The organism is Acidovorax sp. sif1233 (genome assembly GCF_019218755.1).
Taxonomy (GTDB): Bacteria; Pseudomonadota; Gammaproteobacteria; order Burkholderiales; family Burkholderiaceae_C; genus Acidovorax.
Genome location: NZ_JAHUWZ010000003.1, coordinates 408437 through 428570 on the forward strand (window position 1 = coordinate 408437; position 20134 = coordinate 428570).

The 20134-nt window shown below is 69.3% G+C and carries 16 protein-coding genes; 7 read left to right on the plus strand and 9 right to left on the minus strand.

What is annotated here, in order from left to right; translation table 11 throughout:
• The first annotated feature begins 51 nt into the window (after positions 1 to 51).
• Complete coding sequence (locus KW843_RS13560) at positions 52 to 2169, plus strand: catalase (protein WP_218295652.1); 2118 nt, start codon at positions 52 to 54, stop codon at positions 2167 to 2169.
• 54 nt (positions 2170 to 2223) lie between these two features.
• Positions 2224 to 2832 (plus strand): hypothetical protein, encoded by a 609-nt coding sequence (locus KW843_RS13565; protein WP_218295653.1) that lies wholly within the window; start codon positions 2224 to 2226, stop codon positions 2830 to 2832.
• Positions 2833 to 2971: 139 nt separating this feature from the next.
• On the opposite strand, the gene KW843_RS13570 is transcribed toward KW843_RS13565, so the two are convergent.
• Both KW843_RS13570 and argH read right to left on the minus strand, forming a co-directional pair.
• Positions 2972 to 3964: a Bug family tripartite tricarboxylate transporter substrate binding protein gene (locus tag KW843_RS13570; RefSeq protein ID WP_218295654.1), complete on the minus strand. Its 993-nt coding sequence runs from the start codon at positions 3962 to 3964 to the stop codon at positions 2972 to 2974.
• A 204-nt stretch (positions 3965 to 4168) separates the two neighbouring features.
• Positions 4169 to 5641 carry an argininosuccinate lyase gene (gene argH, locus KW843_RS13575; protein WP_218295655.1) on the minus strand — a complete coding sequence of 491 codons (1473 nt, stop codon included), beginning with the start codon at positions 5639 to 5641 and terminating at the stop codon, positions 4169 to 4171.
• A gap of 51 nt (positions 5642 to 5692) precedes the next feature.
• Between argH and KW843_RS13580 the strand changes: the two genes are divergently transcribed.
• Both KW843_RS13580 and KW843_RS13585 read left to right on the plus strand, forming a co-directional pair.
• Positions 5693 to 6946 (plus strand): sensor histidine kinase, encoded by a 1254-nt coding sequence (locus KW843_RS13580; RefSeq protein WP_218295656.1) that lies wholly within the window; start codon positions 5693 to 5695, stop codon positions 6944 to 6946.
• The gene (locus KW843_RS13585; protein ID WP_218295657.1) at positions 6927 to 7685 is read left to right on the plus strand and encodes a LytTR family DNA-binding domain-containing protein; all 759 of its coding nucleotides are present in this window, start codon (positions 6927 to 6929) and stop codon (positions 7683 to 7685) included. Before KW843_RS13580 ends, KW843_RS13585 begins: the two co-directional genes overlap by 20 nt.
• A gap of 182 nt (positions 7686 to 7867) precedes the next feature.
• Here KW843_RS13585 and KW843_RS13590 read toward each other — a convergent pair whose 3' ends face one another.
• Positions 7868 to 8890: an AraC family transcriptional regulator gene (locus KW843_RS13590; protein ID WP_218295658.1), complete on the minus strand. Its 1023-nt coding sequence runs from the start codon at positions 8888 to 8890 to the stop codon at positions 7868 to 7870.
• 155 nt (positions 8891 to 9045) lie between these two features.
• On the opposite strand from KW843_RS13590, the gene KW843_RS13595 reads away from it, so the two are divergent.
• Positions 9046 to 10419 (plus strand): IPTL-CTERM sorting domain-containing protein, encoded by a 1374-nt coding sequence (locus KW843_RS13595; RefSeq protein WP_218295659.1) that lies wholly within the window; start codon positions 9046 to 9048, stop codon positions 10417 to 10419.
• 137 nt (positions 10420 to 10556) lie between these two features.
• Here the strand turns inward: KW843_RS13595 and KW843_RS13600 are convergent, their stop codons facing one another.
• A complete protein-coding gene (locus tag KW843_RS13600) occupies positions 10557 to 11576 on the minus strand; it encodes a tripartite tricarboxylate transporter substrate binding protein (protein ID WP_218295660.1) in 1020 nt (339 codons plus the stop codon).
• Between the two features lie 12 nt (positions 11577 to 11588).
• Positions 11589 to 12674: an adenosine deaminase gene (gene add / locus KW843_RS13605; RefSeq protein WP_218295661.1), complete on the minus strand. Its 1086-nt coding sequence runs from the start codon at positions 12672 to 12674 to the stop codon at positions 11589 to 11591.
• Positions 12675 to 12743: 69 nt separating this feature from the next.
• Between add and KW843_RS13610 the strand changes: the two genes are divergently transcribed.
• Entirely contained in the window at positions 12744 to 13685 is a 942-nt protein-coding gene (locus KW843_RS13610; protein WP_218295662.1) for a LysR family transcriptional regulator, read from the plus strand.
• Between the two features lie 43 nt (positions 13686 to 13728).
• On the opposite strand, the gene KW843_RS13615 is transcribed toward KW843_RS13610, so the two are convergent.
• Together KW843_RS13615 and KW843_RS13620 are read right to left on the minus strand one after the other, a co-directional pair.
• Complete coding sequence (locus KW843_RS13615; protein WP_218295663.1) at positions 13729 to 14589, minus strand: ZIP family metal transporter; 861 nt, start codon at positions 14587 to 14589, stop codon at positions 13729 to 13731.
• Positions 14590 to 14737: 148 nt separating this feature from the next.
• Positions 14738 to 15634: a dienelactone hydrolase family protein gene (locus KW843_RS13620; RefSeq protein WP_218295664.1), complete on the minus strand. Its 897-nt coding sequence runs from the start codon at positions 15632 to 15634 to the stop codon at positions 14738 to 14740.
• Positions 15635 to 15868: 234 nt separating this feature from the next.
• Between KW843_RS13620 and KW843_RS13625 the strand changes: the two genes are divergently transcribed.
• Positions 15869 to 18268, plus strand: a complete 2400-nt coding sequence (locus KW843_RS13625) for a GGDEF domain-containing protein (RefSeq protein ID WP_218295665.1) — start codon at positions 15869 to 15871, stop codon at positions 18266 to 18268.
• A 142-nt stretch (positions 18269 to 18410) separates the two neighbouring features.
• On the opposite strand, the gene KW843_RS13630 is transcribed toward KW843_RS13625, so the two are convergent.
• Together KW843_RS13630 and KW843_RS13635 are read right to left on the minus strand one after the other, a co-directional pair.
• The gene (locus KW843_RS13630; RefSeq protein ID WP_218295666.1) at positions 18411 to 19208 is read right to left on the minus strand and encodes an aspartate/glutamate racemase family protein; all 798 of its coding nucleotides are present in this window, start codon (positions 19206 to 19208) and stop codon (positions 18411 to 18413) included.
• Positions 19209 to 19229: 21 nt separating this feature from the next.
• Positions 19230 to 20120 (minus strand): transporter substrate-binding domain-containing protein, encoded by an 891-nt coding sequence (locus KW843_RS13635; protein ID WP_218295667.1) that lies wholly within the window; start codon positions 20118 to 20120, stop codon positions 19230 to 19232.
• Positions 20121 to 20134 lie beyond the last annotated feature (14 nt).

Here is a 20134-nt window from a genome sequence, read left to right on the forward strand (position 1 = left end):
CCTCAAAGATGGGGGTTTGTTTCCCTTCCTTCCCACCGTTCAGGAGCGCCCATGGCACGAACCCCCACCACCCGCGGCGCGGCAAAGAAGACGCTGCCCGCTGCTCCCTCCTCCACCCAGGCCGACACCTACCGCGGCAACGCGGGCGAGTTGCAGCAGCAAGCTGGCGGCAAGCACCCCGTGCTCACCACGCAGCTGGGCATTCCCGTGGCGGACAACCAGAACTCCCTACGTTCGTCGCCACGCGGCCCCACGCTGCTCGAGGATTTCATCCTGCGCGAGAAGATCACCCACTTCGACCACGAGCGCATTCCCGAGCGCATCGTGCACGCGCGCGGCTCGGCGGCCCACGGTTTCTTCGAGCTCACCCATTCCCTCAAGCAGTACACCACCGCCCGTGTGCTCACGGAGGTGGGCGTTCAGACACCCGTGTTCACGCGCTTTTCCACCGTGGCGGGCGGCGCCGGTTCGGTGGACACGCCGCGCGATGTGCGCGGCTTCGCCGTCAAGTTCTATACCCCCGAGGGCAACTGGGACCTGGTGGGCAACAACATCCCCGTGTTCTTCATCCAGGACGCGATGAAGTTTCCCGACCTCGTGCACGCCGTCAAGATGGAGCCCGACCGTGCGTTTCCCCAGGCGGCCAGCGCGCACGACACCTTCTGGGATTTCATCTCGCTGATGCCCGAGTCGCTGCACATGATCATGTGGGCGATGAGCGACCGCACCATCCCGCGCAGCCTGCGCATGATGGAAGGCTTCGGCGTGCACAGCTTCCGCCTGATCAACGCCGCGGGCGACAGCACCTTCGTGAAATTCCACTGGCGCCCCAAGCTGGGCATCCAGTCCACGGTGTGGGACGAGGCCGTGAAGCTGCAGGCGGCGGACAACGACTTCCACCGGCGCGACCTGTTCGAGGCCATCGAGGCGGGCGATTTCCCGGAATGGGAGCTGTCCGTGCAGCTCTTCACCGAAGAGGATGCGGAGCGCTTTCCGTTCGACCACCTGGACCCCACCAAGCTCGTTCCCGAGGAACTGGTGCCGCTGCAGCCCGTGGGCCGCATGGTGCTCAACCGCTGGCCCGACAACTTCTTCGCGGAGACCGAGCAGGTGGCCTATTGCCCCGCCAATGTGCCGCCAGGCATCGACTTCAGCAACGACCCGCTGCTGCAGGGCCGCCTGTTCTCGTACCTGGACACGCAGCTGTCGCGCCTGGGCGGGCCCAACTTCGCGCAGATTCCCATCAATGCGCCCAAGTGCCCCTTTCACAACATGCAGCGCGACGGCCACATGCAGATGCAGGTGCCCAAGGGCCGCGTGAACTATGAGCCCAGCAGCCTGCAGGCCGATACGCCGCGCGCCTCGCAGGCGCTGGGAATGCGGCATTTCGCGCAAGGGGACGACGGCGCCAAGGGGCGCATCCGCGCCGAGAGCTTCGCCGACCACTACAGCCAGGCGCGCATGTTCTTTCGCAGCCAGAGCCCGCTGGAGCAGGCGCACATGGCGTCCGCGCTGGTGTTCGAATTGTCCAAGGTGGGCACGCCGCATGTGCGCGAGGCCGTGGTGGGCCACCTGCAGCATGTGGACCCCGAGCTGGCCCGGCGCGTGGCCGACGGGCTGGGCCTGCAGGCCCTGCCCCCCGCACCGCCGGTGGCCGATCCGGTGCAGGACCTGCCGCCCTCTCCCGCGCTGCGCATCATCGACCGCATGAAGCCCACGCTGCAGGGCCGCTGCATCGGCATCCTGGTGGCCGACGGCTCCAACGGCAACACGGTGGCCAACCTGCGCAAGGCGGCGGAGAAGGCCGGCGCCACCGTCAAGATCGTGGCGCCCAAGGTGGGCGGTGCCCGGCTCAGGGACGGCACCCAGCTGCCCGCCGACGGGCAGCTGCAAGGCACGCCCTCGGTGGTGTTCGACGCCGTGGCCTCGGTGCTGTCGCCCGAGATGGGCGCGCAGCTGGCCCAGGAGGCCGCCGCCGTGGACTGGTTCCGCGACGCGTTCGGGCACCTCAAGGCCATCGCGGCCTGCAAGGGCACCCAGGCCATCCTGCAGGCCGGGGGCATCGAGCCCGATGCGGGCGTGGTGGACCCGGCCGACGTGCAGGGCTTCCTGGCTGCCGCGCAGACCCGCCAATGGGAGCGCGAACCCAGGGTCCGCACCCTCGCATGAACGAACACCCCCTGCGCACACCCCATTGCCAACCCAACCACCGAAGGAGAAACCATGCCCAAAGCCCACTATGACAGCCACCAGCTTGATGATCTCGTGCTCCAGATGATGGAGACCGAACTCGGCGGCGAGCAGGTGTACCGCACCGCGCTCACCTGCGCCGTGAACCCGGATCTCAAGAAGGAATGGCAGACCTATCTGGAAGAAACCCTGACCCACCAGGAGGTGGTGCGCAGCCTGTGCGACGCCCTGGGCCTGGACCCGGCCGCGCAGTCACCCAGCCGGGCGGTGGTCAAGCACATCGGCGAATCCCTGGTCAAGGCCATGCTGCTGGCGAAACAGGGGGGCGACCCCGCCGCCGCCCAGCTGGTGGCCTGCGAATGCGTGGTGCACGCCGAGACCAAGGACCACGCCAACTGGGAACTGCTGGGCAAGGTGGCCGAGGTGGCCACGGGGGACGTGGGCCAGACGCTGAAAGCGGCCCACAAGGCCGTGGAAAAGGACGAGGACCACCACCTCTACCACACCAAGGGCTGGTGCCGCGAACTGGCCATTGAGGCGCTGGGCATGCCCGCCGTGCTGCCGCCGCCCGAAGAGGTCAAGAAGGTGGAAACCGCCATCGGCGCATCGCGCGCCGAGCAGCAGCGCGAGGCCATGCTGTAGCCGGACAAGCCGCGGGGGGCACCGCCGGGCGCTTCATTCCATTGCTACAAAAACAATAGCCGCCAGCGCTTGATTGACAAGCGCTGGCGGCTATTTCATTGCCCAGCCGCGCTGGCGCCACGGCCCTTCGGAACCCCCACTACTGGGCCACGAACCCGCTCGTCTTGATGATGCGGGTCCAGGCGTCGGTGTAGGAAGCCTGGCGGGCGGCCAGCTGCTGGGGCGACATGTGGCCCACGGTGAGCCCCATGGCGGTGAGGTGGTCACGCACGTCGGGCATGGCCACGACCTTGGCCAGCGCGGCCGAGAAGTCGGTGATGAACTTCTGCGGCGTGCCGGTGGGTGCGTAGATGCCGTAGTACGGCAGGTCCTCGAAGCCCTTGAGGCCCATCTCGTCGAACGTGGGCACGTCGGGCATGGCCGCCTGGCGCCTGGTGCCCAGCACGCCCACCACGCGCACCTTGCCGGCCTTGTGGTTCTCCATGAAGTCCTGCACCGAGGCCACGCCCGCGCTGATCTGGTTGCCCAGCATGTCGGCCATCATGGGCGCACTGCCCCGGTAGGGGGCCGAGACCAGGTCCAGCTGGTACTTCTGGCCCAGCAGCTTGACCAGGAACTCGGGCGTGGAGGCGGGTGCCGGAATGCCGACCGCGCCCTTGCCGTGGCCACTGGCCTTCACCCAGGCCACGTACTCGGGGAACGACTTCGCCGGCGTGCCGCCCGAGACGGCGAACGCGTTCACGAAGGTGGCGAAGCCACCCACGGGCACGAAGTCGCGCACCGGATCAAAGCCCGGGTTCTTCACCACCTGCGGCAGGATGGAGATGGTGTGGTCGTGCGTGAGGAACAGCGTGGTGCCGTCCGGCGCCGAGGCCTTGAGCGCCTGCGCGGCGATCTGGCCGCCCGCACCGGGGCGGTTTTCCACCACCACGGGCTGGCCCAATTCGTCCTTGAGCTTCTCGGCGAGCGTGCGCGCGATCGCATCGGTGCCGCCGCCGGGCGGGAAACCCACCAGCAGGCGGATGGGCTTGGGTGCCTGGGCAAAGGCCAGCCCCACGGTCAGCGCGGCGCCCACCAGGGCGGTGGTGCGCAAAAGGCGGGACAGCAGGCTGCGGCGGAAAGTGGTCGTCATGGCAGAACTCCGGTTTGTTCGAATGTGGTCGCTGGGGTGCGCATCCGCACACCTAGCACGGTTCAGGCCAGCGGTCCCGGCGCACCAGGGGCCGCCCCGCCGTGGCTGCGGCGCTGCGCTGGCGTGCGCTGGCGGCGTGCCCCTTCCCGAACTGCGCGGCGATTCGAGAGACGGGCAAAGGCGCGCAGCGCCCCGGGGGTTGTCTCATTTTCCCAGGCGCGCGCGGTGGCGCTCCAGCTGGCTGCGCACCTGCGCGGGCGCGGTGCCGCCCAAGGTGTTGCGCGCATTGAGCGAGCCGCGCAGGCTCAGGCACTCGTACACGTCCTTGTCGATCTGCGGGTGAAAGCCCTGCAGCACGGCCAGGGGCAGCTCCGACAGGTCGCAGGCGTGCGTGGTGGCCGCCTTCACGGCGTGGGCCACGGTCTCGTGCGCGTCGCGGAAGGGCAAGCCCTTCTTGACCAGGTAGTCGGCCAGGTCGGTGGCGGTGGCGTAGCCCTTGAGCGCGGCCTGCTCCATCGCGGGCGCGTTGACGGTGATGCCGCCCTCCTTCTGGCCCGTGGCGGGGTTCAGCTGGCCGCCGACCATCTCGGCGAAGATGCGCAGCGTGTCCTTGAGCGTGTCCACGGTGTCGAACAGCGGCTCCTTGTCCTCCTGGTTGTCCTTGTTGTAGGCCAGCGGCTGGCCCTTCATCAGGGTGATCAGGCCCATCAGGTGGCCGACCACGCGGCCGGTCTTGCCGCGCGCCAGTTCCGGCACATCGGGGTTCTTCTTCTGCGGCATGATCGAGCTGCCCGTGGTGAAGCGGTCGGCGATCTTGATGAAGCCGAAGTTCTGGCTCATCCAGATGATGAGTTCTTCACTCAGGCGGCTCACGTGCACCATGCACAGGCTGGCGGCGGCGGTGAATTCGATGGCGAAGTCACGGTCGCTCACGGCGTCCAGGCTGTTCTGGCACACACCCTCCATGCCCAGGGTCCTGGCCACGCGCTCGCGGTCCAGCGGGTAGGTGGTGCCGGCCAGCGCAGCGGCCCCCAGCGGCAGCACGTTGGTGCGGCGGCGCACATCGGCCATGCGTTCGGCATCGCGCTTGAACATCTCCACATAGGCCAGCATGTGGTGGCCGAAGCTCACGGGCTGGGCCACCTGCAGGTGGGTGAAGCCGGGCAGGATCACCTCGACGTTCTGCTCGGCCACGTCCACCAGCGACACCTGCAATTCCTTGAGCAGGTCGCCGATCAGGTCGATCTCGCCGCGCAGCCACAAGCGCACGTCGGTGGCCACCTGGTCGTTGCGGCTGCGGCCGGTGTGCAGGCGCTTGCCCGCATCGCCCACCAGCTGCGTCAGGCGCGCCTCGATGTTCAGATGCACGTCCTCCAGGTCCAGCTTCCATTCGAAGCCGCCGGACTCGATCTCGGAGGTGATCTGCGCCATGCCGCGCTGGATGGAGGCGTGGTCCTCCTGGCTGATCACGCCCTGGGCCGCCAGCATCTCGGCATGCGCCAGGCTGCCCGCGATGTCGGCCTGCCACAGGCGCTTGTCGAAGAACACGCTGGAGGTGTAGCGCTTGACCAGGTCGCTCATGGGCTCGGAAAACAGCGCCGACCAGGCCTGGGCCTTGGTATCGAGCTGGTTGTGGGACGGCGCAGAGTCAGCGCTGGTGGCTTGGGCTTTGGACATAGGAGGGCAATAATCCGGAGGTTCAGACACCCGGACAACCCGGGCGCCGCAATGCAAAACACGCAAATTTTATCGACCCAGCCCCCGCCGCCCGATTCGGCCCTGCCGCGAGGCTCCGCGCGGGGTGGCCTGGCGCCCGCGCGCCGGGTGCTGGTGTTCGATGCCTGCCAGGTGGGCGTGGTGCTGCGGGCCGTGCTGTTCGTGGAGCTGGTGGTGGGCGTGGGCGCGATGTTCGGAGCGGGCAACCCCGTGGAATGGCTGGCCACGATGGCGCTGCTGACGGGCGGGGCATTGCCGGCCACGCTGCTGTGGCTCATCACGGCCTGCAGCCTCAAGACTGTTCTGCAGCGCCTCTCCACCGCGCAGCAGTATGCGGCCGGCGTGCTGCTGGGCGCGCTGGCGGGCGCCTACGCCTGCGGCATGCTGGCGCTGGTGGCGCAACCTGCGTCACCGCCCTGGCTGGCCAGCGCCGCGACAGGGGCGCTGCTGGCGGCCATGCTGGTGGCGGCGCTGGTGCTGCGCGCACGGGGCCGCACGCCCGCCGCCACCACGGCGCGGCTGACCGAGCTGCAGTCGCGCATCCGGCCGCACTTCCTGTTCAACACCCTCAACAGCGCCATCGCGCTGGTGCGCGCGGAACCGGCCAAGGCCGAATCGCTGCTCGAAGACCTGAGCGACCTGTTTCGCCACGCGCTGGTGGAACAGGGGGAATCGGTCACGCTGGCCGAAGAGATCACCCTGGCGCGCCGCTACCTGGCCATCGAAGAGGTGCGCTTTGGCAAGCGTCTGCAGGTGCAGTGGAACCTGGACCCCCGCACCGACAGCGCCCGCCTGCCGCCGCTGCTGCTGCAGCCGCTGGTGGAGAACGCCGTCAAGCACGGCGTGGAGCCCAGCGCGCGCGGCGGGCGGCTGCGCGTGCTGACCGAGCTGCGCGGCAGCCGCGTGGTCGTGCGCATCACCAACACCCTGCCCCCCAAGGAAGGCAGGAACGGCAACGGCCATGGCGACGACACGGCGCCCCGGGGCCACGGCATTGCCCTGGCCAACGTCCGCGCGCGGCTGGCGCTGCTGCATGATGTGCAGGGCGAATTCACCGCCGGCGTGCAGGACGGCCTGTACCAGGTGCGCATCACCCTGCCCGCCACCGACCCCAAGGCGCGCGCCCGGAGCGCGCGCGGCGCGGCGCAAGCCCGAAGGGGCCCCCATGGCGGCCGCGCGCAAACATCCCAGCGCCGCATGGTGGACGGCGAAGACGACCTCAACCACAGCAGCCCCGCTACCGACCATGAACATCCTGATCGTTGACGACGAAGCCCTGGCCCGCAGCCGCTTGCGCACCCTCCTGTCCGACTGCGCCCAGGCCCAGCCTGCCCAGCGCATGACCGTGGCCGAGGCCGCCAACGCCGGCGAAACCATGGCGCTGCTGGGGCCCACGGGCGGACGCGCCTTCGACCTGGTGCTGCTTGACATCCACATGCCCGGCCAGGATGGGCTGGCACTGGCCCACACCCTGCAGACCCTGCCCCAGCCCCCGGCCGTGGTGTTCGTGACAGCCCACGCGGACCATGCCGTGAGCGCGTTCGAACTGGATGCCACCGACTACCTGACCAAGCCCGTGCGCCGCGAACGCTTGCAGCAGGCACTGGCCAAGGTACAGCGTGGCACGCGCCCCCCCGCGTCCGCGCCCACCACCGGCGTGCCCGAAGGCGAAACCCTGCTCATCCAGGACCGGGGCCGCACCGAACGCCTGCCCCTGGCCGAGGTGCTGTACTTCAAGGCCGAGCAGAAGTACGTGACCGTGCGCACCGCCACGCGCAGCTACATCATGGACGGCGCCCTGAGCGAGCTGGAGGCCAAGTTCGCCCCGCGCTTCCTGCGCATCCACCGCAACGCGCTGGTGGCCCGCCGCGCCGTGCGCGCGCTGGAAAAGCACTACGACCCCGAGGAGGGCGAAGGCTGGGCCGTGCGGCTGCAGGGCTCCACGGAGCTGCTGGCGGTGTCGCGCCGGCAGGTGGCCGCGGTGCGGGAAGAGTTGGCGCGCTGACCGCGTTGGCTGCATGTGGATGGTTTCTGTCGAGAGCATCCAGGCTCACGACAGCCCCACTGCCCAACTGAGCCTGGCCAAGCCAGAGCGCTCCTGGGCCCCAGTGTGAGCCCCGCTCCAACAAGCCCGGGGACAACGACTTCCAAGGTGTGGCGAATCCCGAGAACATCCATCGGAGCCAGTCAACCCAGCCCCGCGTCGCACCGCGCCTGCCCGGGGGTCATGCCGTAGTGCTGCTTGAACGCGCGGTTCAACGCCGACGCCTCCGAGAACCCGCACGCGTGCGCAATGGCCGAAATGCTCAGGCCCGCGTTGCGCGGATCGGCCAGCATGGCACGGGCAGCTTGCAGGCGGGCCGTGCGCACCGCATCCTGGTAGCTGGTGCCGGCCTGCGCCAGCAGGCGCCGCAGGTGGCGGGCGGAGATCCCTTGGCGTTCTGACAGCCAGTCCATGCTCAGGCGCCCGCTACCCAGGTGGGCTGCAATGTCGGCCTGCACGGCGCGCAGCCGGGCGGTGGGCAGGCTGTGGTCTTCGGCCCACTCCGTGAACTCGCGCGACTGGCCGAGGGCAACGGCGAGCATGTCCTGCAACTGTCGCGCGGCCAGTTGCTGGGCTGCGGCGCCGTGCAGCGGGTCGGAGTCGAGCAGCCTGCCCATGCGCGGCAGCATGTGCAGGAGCGGCGTGCCCTGGTGCAGCGCCAGCAGCGGGGCCGCAGACAGGCGCGGCAGGCGCCAGGCCAGATCGCGGTGCGGCACCCGCAGCGCCCACAAAGTGCCAGCCTGCTCCTGCACCACGCGCATGGGCCGCGCCCGCGACGCCAGGGCTGCCCCGCCGGGCAGGATGCGCAGCGTCTCGTGCCCCGGCTGTTCGATGGTCATGCAGGCCGACGACACGAACAGCATGAGGTCGTCCTGCCCGTCACGGCACATGGCGGCGGTGCGTGTGCTGACCACGGGGTCGAAACGCTGGGTGCTCCACGTCGCTCCCGGCACGGTACGCGTGGCGCCCTCGTAGCACCAGGGCTGGTGGGCGTGCAACGGCGCGAAGTCGGCCCGCACGATGTCGGCCAAGTAGTCGCGCATGGCGAGCAGATCGCGGTCGCCGGGCAGGCCGCTCAGGCGCAAGCGCTGGATGGGTACCGTCGCGCCAGCAGGCTCTGGCTGTTCTTCTTCCACCCCTTCCAGGCTGGGCGTGGGTGTCTGCATGGGCCGCCTCCTCGTCTCTTTCTCTCTCGATGGCGCGTAGTGTTGCAGGTTTTGACACGTGTCCGCAGCAGTCAATGCGAGGGCCGCAGGCGTCAAGACGGAGAGCAGGGTTTTCACAAGAATCCCGGCAGCCAGACTTACCACCAATCCACGCCATGCCGCATACCCGCCTTCCTGCCTCCATCTTCCCTCTCGTGGCCCGATCGGCTGCCGTCCTGGCCCTGGCTGTCGCCCTGCCCGCGCAAGCGGCCGTGGGCTCTGGCACGCCAGCCAGTTGCACCGAGGCCGCACTCGACCTGGCGCTGGCTGGCGGCGGCGCGGTATCGTTCAACTGCGGCCCCAGCCCCGTTTCCATCCCGATCACCAGCACCAAGGTGCTCAACCAGTCCACCCACATCGACGGCGGGGATCTCGTCATCTTGCAGGGCGACGGCAATGTGCGCCTGTTCGACTTGACCGGCGCGGCCAGCTATACGATGGCGAACCTGATTCTGACGGACGGCATGGCCCTGAATGGCAGCGGGGGCGCCATCCGCATCGAGACCAGCACACTGCTGCTGAACAACGTGACCTTGTTCGGCAACGTGGCATCCGGTGCGTTCAGCCGGGGCGGCGCCATCTACTCGTTCGGGGGCGCGCAGCTCACGCTGCAGAAGGTGACGGCCACGGGCAACATGGCCAACGCGGGCGGCGCCATCTACACCGGGGGTGACGCCGACACGCTCACGTTGACCGACTTCGTCGCGGTGGAGAACATCGCAGGCGCCGACGGCGGCGCCATCCTGCACGCCGGCGCCGCGCTGAACATTGCGCAAAGCCTGTTCACCCGCAACCAGTCCCATACCTTGGGTGCCACCGGAGGCGCCATCGTCGTCAGCCCCGGCCTCACGAGCACGCTGTCCATCACCAACAGCACCTTCCAGGGCAACCTGCGGGATGCGAGCGGCAGCGGCAACGCGATCGGCGTCTCGGGCGTGCCTTCAGGCACTATCACCAACAGCACCTTTGCCGACAACGGCGGTTCACCCGGCACCATCACGGTGTTCGGCACCAACACGCCCACCCACCTGACGCTGCGCAACACACTCATCGGCAACACCACCGGGGGCCAGTCCAATTGCGCCATCTATGGAATGGCGGGCAACACCATCGTGGATGGAGGCAACAACCTGCAATGGGGCGGCTCGGCGGCTCCGTCGTGCGGCGCGTCCATCCCCGTCGCCGACCCGCTGCTCGCCCCGCTGGCCGCCAACGGCGGCTTCAGCCAGACCATGGCCTTGCAGGCAGGCAGCCCGGCCCTCAACACCGGCGGCAGCTGTGCGGCGACGGATCAGCGCGGCGTGGCGCGCCCCATCGGCCCGGCATGCGACATCGGTGCCTTTGAGTCGCCGCTGGGAGCAGCAGGCGGCGGGGGCGGCCCGGCCAGCCCTGCCGCCATCCCCACGCTGGGACATGCGGGGCTGGCGCTGTTGTCAGCCCTGATGGCGGGGGTATGCGCGCTGCGGCGCAGGCGCATTTTTTATGCATAAAAATTGCCCTATGGCTTATCCATAAAGCGCCAAAAGCTATCAATTTAATAGCTTTTGTGTCGCCATGACCGATGGTGCAGCCACCATCGACCCCAGCGCATGCCCCCCACCGGCAGGTTGACCACCCCGCCGGCGGGTCATTCCTTGATGTTCGCCGCCTTCACGATCGCGGCATACCGGGCGCTTTCGGTCTGCACAAACCGCGCAAACTCGGCGGCGCTTCCCTTGCCCGCCACGGCGCCACCATCGGCCAGCTTCGCGCGCACATCGTCCATGCGCAGCACTTCGCCCAGCTCGCGGTTCAGGCGTTCCACCACGGCGGGGGGCGTCTGCGCGGGGGCAAACAGGCCCGTCCACGAGACCATGTCAAACCCTGTGAAGCCCGCGGTCTCGGCCACCGTCGGCACGTCGGGCAGAGAGGGCAGGCGCTGGTCGTCCGTCAGGGCGATGGCCTTGAGCTTCTTGCTGTGGATGTGCGGCGCCGCCGTCACGCTGATGAGCACGGCGAGGTCCACCTGGTTGCCGATCACATCGGTCACGATCTGTGCGCCACCCCGGTACGGCACATGCACCATGAAGGTCTTGCTCTGTTCCTTGACGCGCTCCATGGCCAGGTGCAGCACCGTGCCCACGCCCGAGGTGGCGTAACTCAGCTGTCCGGGCTTTTCACGCGCCAGACGCAGCACATCGGCCAGGTTGTTCGCCGGCAGCCCGGGGCACGCCACGATCAGCATGGGAGCGGTGGTCACCAAACCCACCGGAGCCAGGTCCTTGAGGGTGTCGTAGCGCACGGCCGCAGGGTTCACCAGTCGTGCGATGGCCGCCGGGCTGTCAGCACCCAGGACGAGCGTGTAGCCATCTGGCGCCGCCCTGGCGGCCTTTTCCATGCCGATGACGCCGCCAGCGCCTGCCACGTTGTCCACCACCACGCTCTGTTTCAGGCGCTCTCCGAGCCTTTGCGCGATGAGCCGCCCCGTCACATCCACATTGCCCCCGGCACTGAAGGGAACGATGAGCGTGATGGGCTTGGCGGCGGGCCAGGCGGCCTGCGCGTGCGCAGCCATGCTGGCGCCTGCGCCGAGCAGCGCAGCCACCAGGGGCCACGCCAGGCGCCGTGGCAAGAAGGACGGTACAGGGAAGAACCGGGAGGGAAACATGCAAGGACTCCTTCAGGGGGGGACGGCAGAGAACAGGTTTGTCTGCGCCAGTTGCTTGTCAAACGCTGCCAGCCACTGCGTAGACCATGCACGCCGCGTGCCATCGTCAATCCAGGCGGCATCCAGTCCATTGGCCAGGAAACCGCGCAGGTCCCCGGCACCAAAGCCGAAGTCGCGCACCATCATGGCCCAGGCCTGGGTGGGGTTCACGTGGTGCAGCGTGGGGTCATCGGTGTTGGGGTGAATGCGCAGGCCCGCCGCCGGCATGTGGCGGATGGGGTGGTCCAGCGCCCAGCGTTCGGGGGCCAGGGTGCGCAGGTAATACGAATTGGTGGGGACCACGGTGAAGACGATGCCCCGGTCGGCGCATTCGCGCACCAGGGCCGGGTTGTCGAGCACCGTGTAGCCGTGGTCGATGCGGTCCACCTGCAGCACGTCGAGGGCCGTGCGCACGTTGTTCCAGGGCATGCCGAACTCGCCCGCATGGGCCGTGGTCCTGAGCCCGCCCCGGCGCGCCAGCGCGTAGGCCGGGGTGAACCATTCAGGCGGGTGATCCACCTCGCGGTAGTCGATGCCGATGCCAATCACCTCGTCGCGCCGGTGGGCCAGCACCCATTCGACCATTTCGGTGGCGGCCTCGGGCGGGGCCTCGCGGTCGATGGCGGCAACCAGGCGGCCCGTGATGCCGAAGTCGGCCTCGGCATCTGCAATGGCGCGCACGATGCCTTCCAGCGCCTGCGGATAGGCCAGCCCCGATTGCCGTGCGGTACCCGTGGGGTTCCAGAAGAACTCGGCATAGCGCACGTGGTGCGCGGCGGCATCCTGCAGGTATTCGTAGGTCAGGCGGTGCAGGTCATCCGGGCTGCGGATCAGTTCGGCATCCAGCGCGCGCAGCACCCGCAGCACGCCCACGGGTTTTTCGCCCCGGGTGTAGAAGGCCTCGATCTCGGCATCGCCGATGGGGGCGCCCGCCCGGCGAACGAGGCTGGTGAACGTATCGCGCCGAACGGTGCCGAGCAGGTGACAGTGCAGCTCCACCTTGGGCAGGGCGTGGAGAAAGGCGTACAGCGGGTCTGCGGGTGCGGCAAAGGTGGGCATGGCCGCATGCTATGCAGCGCGGTGTGATAGCGGAAGTGATTTAATTTGATGTTGCAATAAAAGCAACTTATGAGCAAACACCCCGCCACACGGCCCGCGGGCGAGCGCCCACCCGCGCACCGCACGCCCACGCTGCGCCAGTTGCGCAGCTTTCAGGCCGTGGCCCGGGCCCTGAGTTTTCGGCAGGCGGCTGACGCCCTGTCGCTCACGCAGCCCGCGCTGTCCGCCTCCATCCGCGAGCTGGAGGCCGTGCTGGGCGCGCCCGTGCTGGAGCGCAGCACGCACCACGTGCGCCTCACGCCCCAGGGCGCCCTGCTGCTGCCGCAGGTGGAACGGCTCATCAATGGCTACGAGCAGGGAGTGGATGGGCTGTACCGCACGCTGGACGATGGCAAGCGCACCCTGCGCGTGGCCGCGCTGCCCTCGGCCATGCACCTGCTGGCCGAGCCGCTGCGGCAGTGGCTGGCGCAGCACCCGGACGTGGACCTGCGCCTGCAGGACCCCCTCAACGACGATCTGGTGGCCGCGCTGCAGCGCGGCGAGGTGGACCTGGCCTTGGGCGTCGCGCTCGATCTTCCGCCCCATATCGAGACCTTCCCCGTGGCCCACGACGACCTGGTGGCGGTACTGCCCATCCGCCACCGGCTGGCCCGGCGCAAGCGGCTGGCATGGCAAGACCTGGCCGGCGAACGCCTGGCCCTGTTCGCGAGGGGCAGCACCTACGACCTCGCGGTGGCCACCTTGCGCCAGCACGGGGTGGACCTGGCAGCGGCAGACCAGTTGCTCTACAGCGAATCTCTCTACAGCCTGGTGCGCTGCGGGCTGGCAGTGGGGGTGATTTCCCGGCTGTACACCCACAACCTGGACGCGGCCGCCGTACGGGTGAGCCCGCTGCACGCACCGGTGATCTCGCGCCGGGTGGCGCTCATGGCGCACGCCCCCATGGGGGCGCGGCCCCCGCTGGTGCAGGATTGCCTGGAGTTCCTCACTCAGGCGCTGCGCACGGGATAAGCCGCCTGGGCGGAGACAGCCCTGGCAACCTGTCGCACCGGGCTCAGTGCCCGTGCGCCGCCCCGCTCACCAGCGTGACGATGACCATGCCCGCGACGAGCCAGGCGATCTGCAGCACCGTCTCGCGTGCCGTGAGGCGCTTTTGCAGTTGCGGGATCAGGTCGGCCAGCGCCACATACACAAAGCTGCTGGACGCCACGGCCAAGAAGTAGGGCAGCAGGTCCTGCAGCTGCCCCACCAGGAAGTAGCCCACCACGCCGCCCAGCGCCGTCACGGCGCCCGCCAGGGACACCTTGACCAGCGCCATACGGCGGTTGGGGCTGGTCTGGCGCAGCACCACCAGGTCGCCCATGTGGTGGGGCACCTCGTGCGCCAGCACCGACACGGCGGCGATCACGCCCAGCCGGATGTCGGCCAGGAAGGCGGAAGCGATCAGGATGCCGTCGCCAAAACAATGCACGCTGTCGCCCGTCAGCACAGCCCAGCCGCCGGATCGCGGGGCATGGTGGTGGTGATGGTGGTCGTGGTGCGCATGGTCGTGCCTGCCGCCGTGGTCAGGGCCGTGGCCGTGTTCAGCGCCGAGCGGATGTGCCGGCGCCTGCGCCACATGGCTGTGCTCGTGCCCGTGGTGCCAGAGTTCCGCCTTGTCCAGCAGGAAGAAGAACACCACGCCCACGAGCAGCGTGGCGAACAGGTCGTGCGCGCCCGCCTGGCTCTCGAATGCCTCGGGCAGCAGGTGCATGAAGGCCGTGGCCAGCAAGGCGCCCGCCGCCAGGCTGAGCAGGTGCTGGGGGCCGACGCTGTCCGGGCGCCCGCCCAGGCCCAGCCGCATCAGCAGCGCGGCCAGCCACACGCTGCCAATGCCCGCGGCCAGTGTGGCCAGGATGATTGCTACCAAAGTCATAGCTTCTTGCGCTTTATAGATATGCCCTGGAGCCTATTTTCGTTCAAATACCGCATCCCGGATGCGAGATTAAAAAAGCCGCCCCGGGTGGGGGCGGCTGCGGTGGCCAGGGACTTCCCCTGCCGGGCCCGCGTGGGCCCACGCTGCCTCAGGCCACGCCGTGTGTCTTGAACCAGGCCAGGGCCCGCTTCCAGCCGTCCTCGGCCGCTTCCTTGCGGTAGCTCGGGCGGTAGTCGGCATGAAAGGCATGGGGCGCGTCCGGGTACACCACGAATTCCGACGCCTTGGCCTGCGGCGAACCGCTGGCCAGCGCGGCTTTCATCTTATCAATCGTGTCAAGGGCGATGCCCGTGTCCTTCTCGCCGTACAGGCCCAGCACCGGCGCCTTGAGGATGGGCGCGATGTCCACCGGGTGCTTGGGCGTGAGTTCGCCCGGCTGCCCCACGAGGCGGCCATACCAGGCCACGCCCGCCTTCACGGGGCCATGCGCGGCGTACAGCCAGGTGATGCGGCCGCCCCAGCAAAAACCCGTGATGCCCACGCGCGCGGCGTCGCCGCCATTGGCGGTGGCCCATTGCACCGCGCCGTCCAGGTCGGCCATCACCTGCGCATCGGGCACCTTGGACACCACGTCGGCCATGAGCTTGGCCACTTCGGTGTACTGGGACGGGTCGCCCTGGCGCGCATACAGCTGCGGCGCGATGGCCAGGTACCCGGCCTTGGCGAAGCGGCGGCAGGTGTCGGCGATGTATTCGTGCACGCCAAAGATTTCCTGGATCACCAGCACCACGGGCAGGCCGGTCTTGCCGGCGGGCGCGGCGCGGTAGGCGGGCACCTTGAAGCCGTTCACGGTAAAGCTCACCTCGCCCGCCGTGAGCCCGTCCGCCGGCGTGGCGATGGCCGTCTGCGCCATGATGGGCGCGGCCGCGGCCGCATAACCCAGCCCCAGGGCAGCCTGCAGCGCGGTGCGCCGCGTGGCGCCGGCGTCGGTGCTGCGGCCGGGCAGCAGGGCCCGGGCGTCGGAATGGAGGTCGTCATTGAACATCGGGTTTCTCCAGGAAAAGAAGGATGGGCAAGGGATGGGAACCGCAGTCTAGGGGGTTTGCCGCATCCCCGCTTCCCTGGGTACCGAAAAACAGGGACCGCTGCTAGACTTTCCGCAGACCGGCACCGCACCCAGCCGCTGGCCCCCTGGTTGTGCGCCACCACGGCGCGCCCTGGGGCGGTCGATCCCTTCACCAGAGAGACCCGTGACCGCCACCTTGGGAAACCCTGCACGATGAGCCCGCCCCCACCCCGCGAAGACCCGCTGGCGCTGCCGGTGGCGGGGCTCTGCGGCGTGGGCGGGCTGGCGCTGCTGGGCTGGGCCCTGGCGGGCCAGGATGCCGGCAACGGCACCGCGCGCGCCATGCTGGCCGCCGCGGGCGTGGCGCTGGCGGCGCTGGCCCTGCTGCACGGTCGGCTGGCGCTGCGGGCCCGGCGCCTGCGCCGCGACGCCGCCGCGTTGCGCCAGGCGGCCGGGCGCGCCAGCATGCAGCTGTCCGCCACCCTCGACATCCTGCCCGACGGGCTCGCGATCTACGACGCCGAAGACCGGCTCGTGCTGTGCAACGCGCAGTACCGCCAGGTGGCCGCGGACTCCGTGATGCCGCTGGAGTACGGCACCCGCTTCGAGGACGTGCTGCGCCGTGCCGCGCAATCGGGCAGGATCACCGCCGCCCTGCCCGACACCGAGGCCTGGCTGCGCGAGCGCATGGCGCGCCACCGCTCTCCGGCGGGCCCCGAGGTGCAGGAGATGCAGGGCGACCGCTGGCTGCGGATCACGGAACGTGGCCTGGACGGCGGGGGCGTGGTGGTGCTGCGCACCGACATCACCGAGGCCGTGCACAGCGAGCGCGCGCTCAAGCGGGCCCTGCACGACGCCGAGCGCGCCGAGCGCAGCCTGCGCGAGGCGGTCGACGCCATGCCGGCGGGACTTGAAATCTACGACGAGACCGACCGCCTGGTGCTGTGCAACAGCCACATGGAGCGCCTGCGGCCCCACCTGCGCTCGGAGACCTCGCTGGGCAAGACGTATGAGGAACTGCTGCGCGAGGGCCTTCGCCAGGGCATCCCCGAAGCGGCGCAGGGCCAGGAAGAGCTGTGGCTGGCGCACGAGATGGCGCTGCGGGGCCACCGCCCAGGCCCCGAGGTGCGCCATGAAGGGGGCGGCGCGTGGATCCACATGCACGAAAGCCGCACGCCGTCGGGCATGACGGTGTGCGTGCGCCTGGACATCACCGACCTCATCGAACAGCGGCAGGTGGCCGAGGCGGCCCGCCAGGAAAGCCAGCACACCCGCCAGCTGCTCGAGCGCGCCGTGGAGGCGCTGCCCGTGAGCATCGAGATCTTCGACGAGCAGGACCGGCTGGTGCTCTACAACCAGCAGCTGTCGCGCATGTACCCGCACATGAACTACGCGGAGCACCTGGGCAGGAGCTTTGCCGACATCCTGCGGCATTCGGTGGACCGGGGACTGATTCCGTCCGCCCACGGCCGCGAGGAGGCCTGGATCGCCGAGCGCCTGTCCGAGCATGGCAGCCGCACCTCCACCCTGGTGCAGCGGCTGGCCGACGGGCGCTGGATCAACATCTACGAGACCCGCACGCCCGAGAACTACGTGGTGGCGGTGCGCCTGGACATCACCGACCTGATCGAGCAGCGCCAGGCACTGGAGGCCGCGCAGGAGGCCGCGCACAAGGCCCGCGAGCTGCTGCAGGACGCCGTGGAATCGCTGCCCGAGGGCTTTGCCCTCTTCGATGCCGACGACAGGCTCGTGGTGTGCAACGCCCAGTACCGCAAGCTGTACCCCATTTCCGCGCCCATGATCGTGCCCGGCAGCACCTTCGAGCAGATCGCGCGCTACGGTGTCGAGCGTGGCCAATACCTCGACGCGGTGGGCAACGAGGAAGACTGGATCGCGCAGCGCGTGGCCGACCACCGCTCCGCCAGCCAGGCCGTTCTGCAGCGCCTGCCCCACGGCCGGTGGCTGCAGGCCGACGAGCGGCGCACCCCGCAGGGCGGCATCGCCGGCGTGCGCACCGACGTGACGCTGCTCGTGCGCAAGGAGCAGGAACTGGCGGCCGCCAACGAGAAGCTGGCCCTGCTGTCCACCACCGATGGCGTGACGGGCATCGGCAACCGGCGCCGCTTCGACGAGCGGCTGGCCACCGAATGGCTGCGCTGCGGCCGCCACCAGGCGCCGCTGGCGGTGGTGCTGATCGACATCGACCACTTCAAGCTCTACAACGACCACTACGGCCATATCGCCGGCGACGCCTGCCTGCGCCACGTGGCGCAACTGCTGCAGGCCACCATCCGCCGCGCGGACGAGGTGGCCGCCCGCTACGGCGGTGAAGAGTTCGTGCTGCTGCTGCCCGACACCCTGCTGCCCGATGCCGTGACCGTGGCCCAGCGCTGCATGGACGGACTGCGCGAGGCCGCCCTGCCCCACCCGCGCTCGCCCACGGCCCCCATGCTCACCCTGAGCATCGGCGTGGCCAGCCTGGTGCCCCGCCCCGATACCGGATCGGACACCCTGGTGCAGGCGGCCGATGCCGCGCTGTACCGCGCCAAGCATGGCGGACGCAACCGGTTCGAGGTGTTCTCCCCGCCGCCCTCCACGCTCACCGCGGCATGAGGTCCGGCGGGTACGTGAGCGAATCCACCAGCAGCAGGTGAGGCATCCGCATGCCCGGTTTCATCCACCCTGGGGGCAATGGGCGCGGAGAAGCACTTGTCGAACACGCGGTGTGCGTGCTGAACCAGGCCATCCCCGGGATTCAGGCCGGGTGGGCCGCAGGCCGGGCGGGTGGCAGGGCCGCGTCGCGGTACGCATGCCGAGCCAATGCGCTGGCCAGCACCAGCGAGGGGTTCACCAGCGCCACCCCGTCCAGGCGCGGGCTTTCGCTCAGCGCCAGCGGGATCTCGGTGCAGCCCATGATGAGCGTGGACACGCCGTGGCGCCGCTGCAGCGCCCGCGAGACGGACTCGAACCGGTCCCGCGCCAGGGCATAGTCGCCGGCCTTCACGCCGCCGTAGATGCCCTGCATCAGCGCGTCCTGCTCCGCGAGCGTGGGCACGAAGCACTCGATGCGGCTGTACGCCAGCTCGCGCTGGTACAGGCCCGCGTCGTAGGCGCCCCGGGTGGCCAGCAGGCCCACGCCCTGCACCCCGGCGGCGGCCAGGCCGCCCACCACCTCCTGCATGCCGTGCAGCACCACCATCTGCGGGAACCGCTGCTGCAGCAGGCCATGCCAGGCATGGGCCGTGTTGCAGGCAATGGCCACCACGCGGGCCCCCAGCGCCGCGAGCCGCCCCGTGGCCTGCAGCATGGGCTCGGCCGGCTGGTGCGCGCCTGCACGGGTGTCGCTCAGCGCCGCCGTGCGGTCCGGGATCGGCACCTGCGCCAGCCAGTGCTCGGGATAGGCCTGGTCGTGCACGGGAATGCCCAGCGCGCCCATGCGCTCGGTACAGGCCTGCACGAACAGGCGCACGAAATCAGCCCCCGCGGCGGGGCCCATGCCCCCGAGGATTCCCACCACCTGCGGCAGCGGGCCGTGGCTTGCGGACACTGGCATGTGCTCTCTGCGGCTCGCGCCTCAAAGGGCCGGCTTGTCGCTCTGCGCCACCAGGTTCTCGCGCAGCTCCGTGCTCATGGGCAGGTTGAGGTTCTGGTTGCGTGGCGGCACGGGCGAGCTGAACCACTTGGTGTAGAGCTTCTCGAATTCGCCGGACTTCATCATGGTGCCGATCACGCCGTTGACGAGCGCCTGGAACTGCGGGTCGTCCTTGCGCAGCATGCAGGCGTAGGGCTCGACCTGCAGCGAGTCGCCCACCACCGCCCAATCGGCCGGATTGCGCACATTGCCCATCAGGCCGAAGAGCAGGATGTCGTCCATGGCGAACGCCTCGGCGCGGCCGCTTTCCACCAGCAGCACGGCATCGTCGTGGTCCTTGCCCAGCACGATGTCCAGATCGAGGTTGTTGTCCCGGCTGTACTTGCGCAGCACCTGCGCATTGGTGGTGCCGGAGGTGCTCGCCACCTTCTTCTTGGCCAGGTCGGCGTAGTTCTTCACGCCCGACGACTTCTTGGTCAGCAGGCGCGTGCCGGTGTAGAAGTAGTTGATAGCGAACTGCACGTCCTTGCCGCGCGTGCTGTTGTTGGTGGTGGAGCCGCACTCCAGGTCGATGGTGCCGTTCTGCAGCAGCGGGATGCGGTTCTGCGAGGTGACCGCCTGCAGCTCCACCTTGAGCGCAGGGTTGTTCACGCGCTTCTTCACCGCGTCGACCACCGCGTTGGTGATGTCCACCGCGAAGCCCACCGGCGCGCCCGGGCCGGCCAGGTAGCTGAAGGGCACCGACGACTCGCGGTAGGCCACGGTGATCTTGCCCGACTCGGCAACCTTCTTGAGGGTGTCGGCACTGGCCACGGTGCTGGCCAGCAGTCCGGTGGCCACGATGGCGGCGGTGGTGAGGGCAGAGAGCTTCATGGAAATCCCTTTGT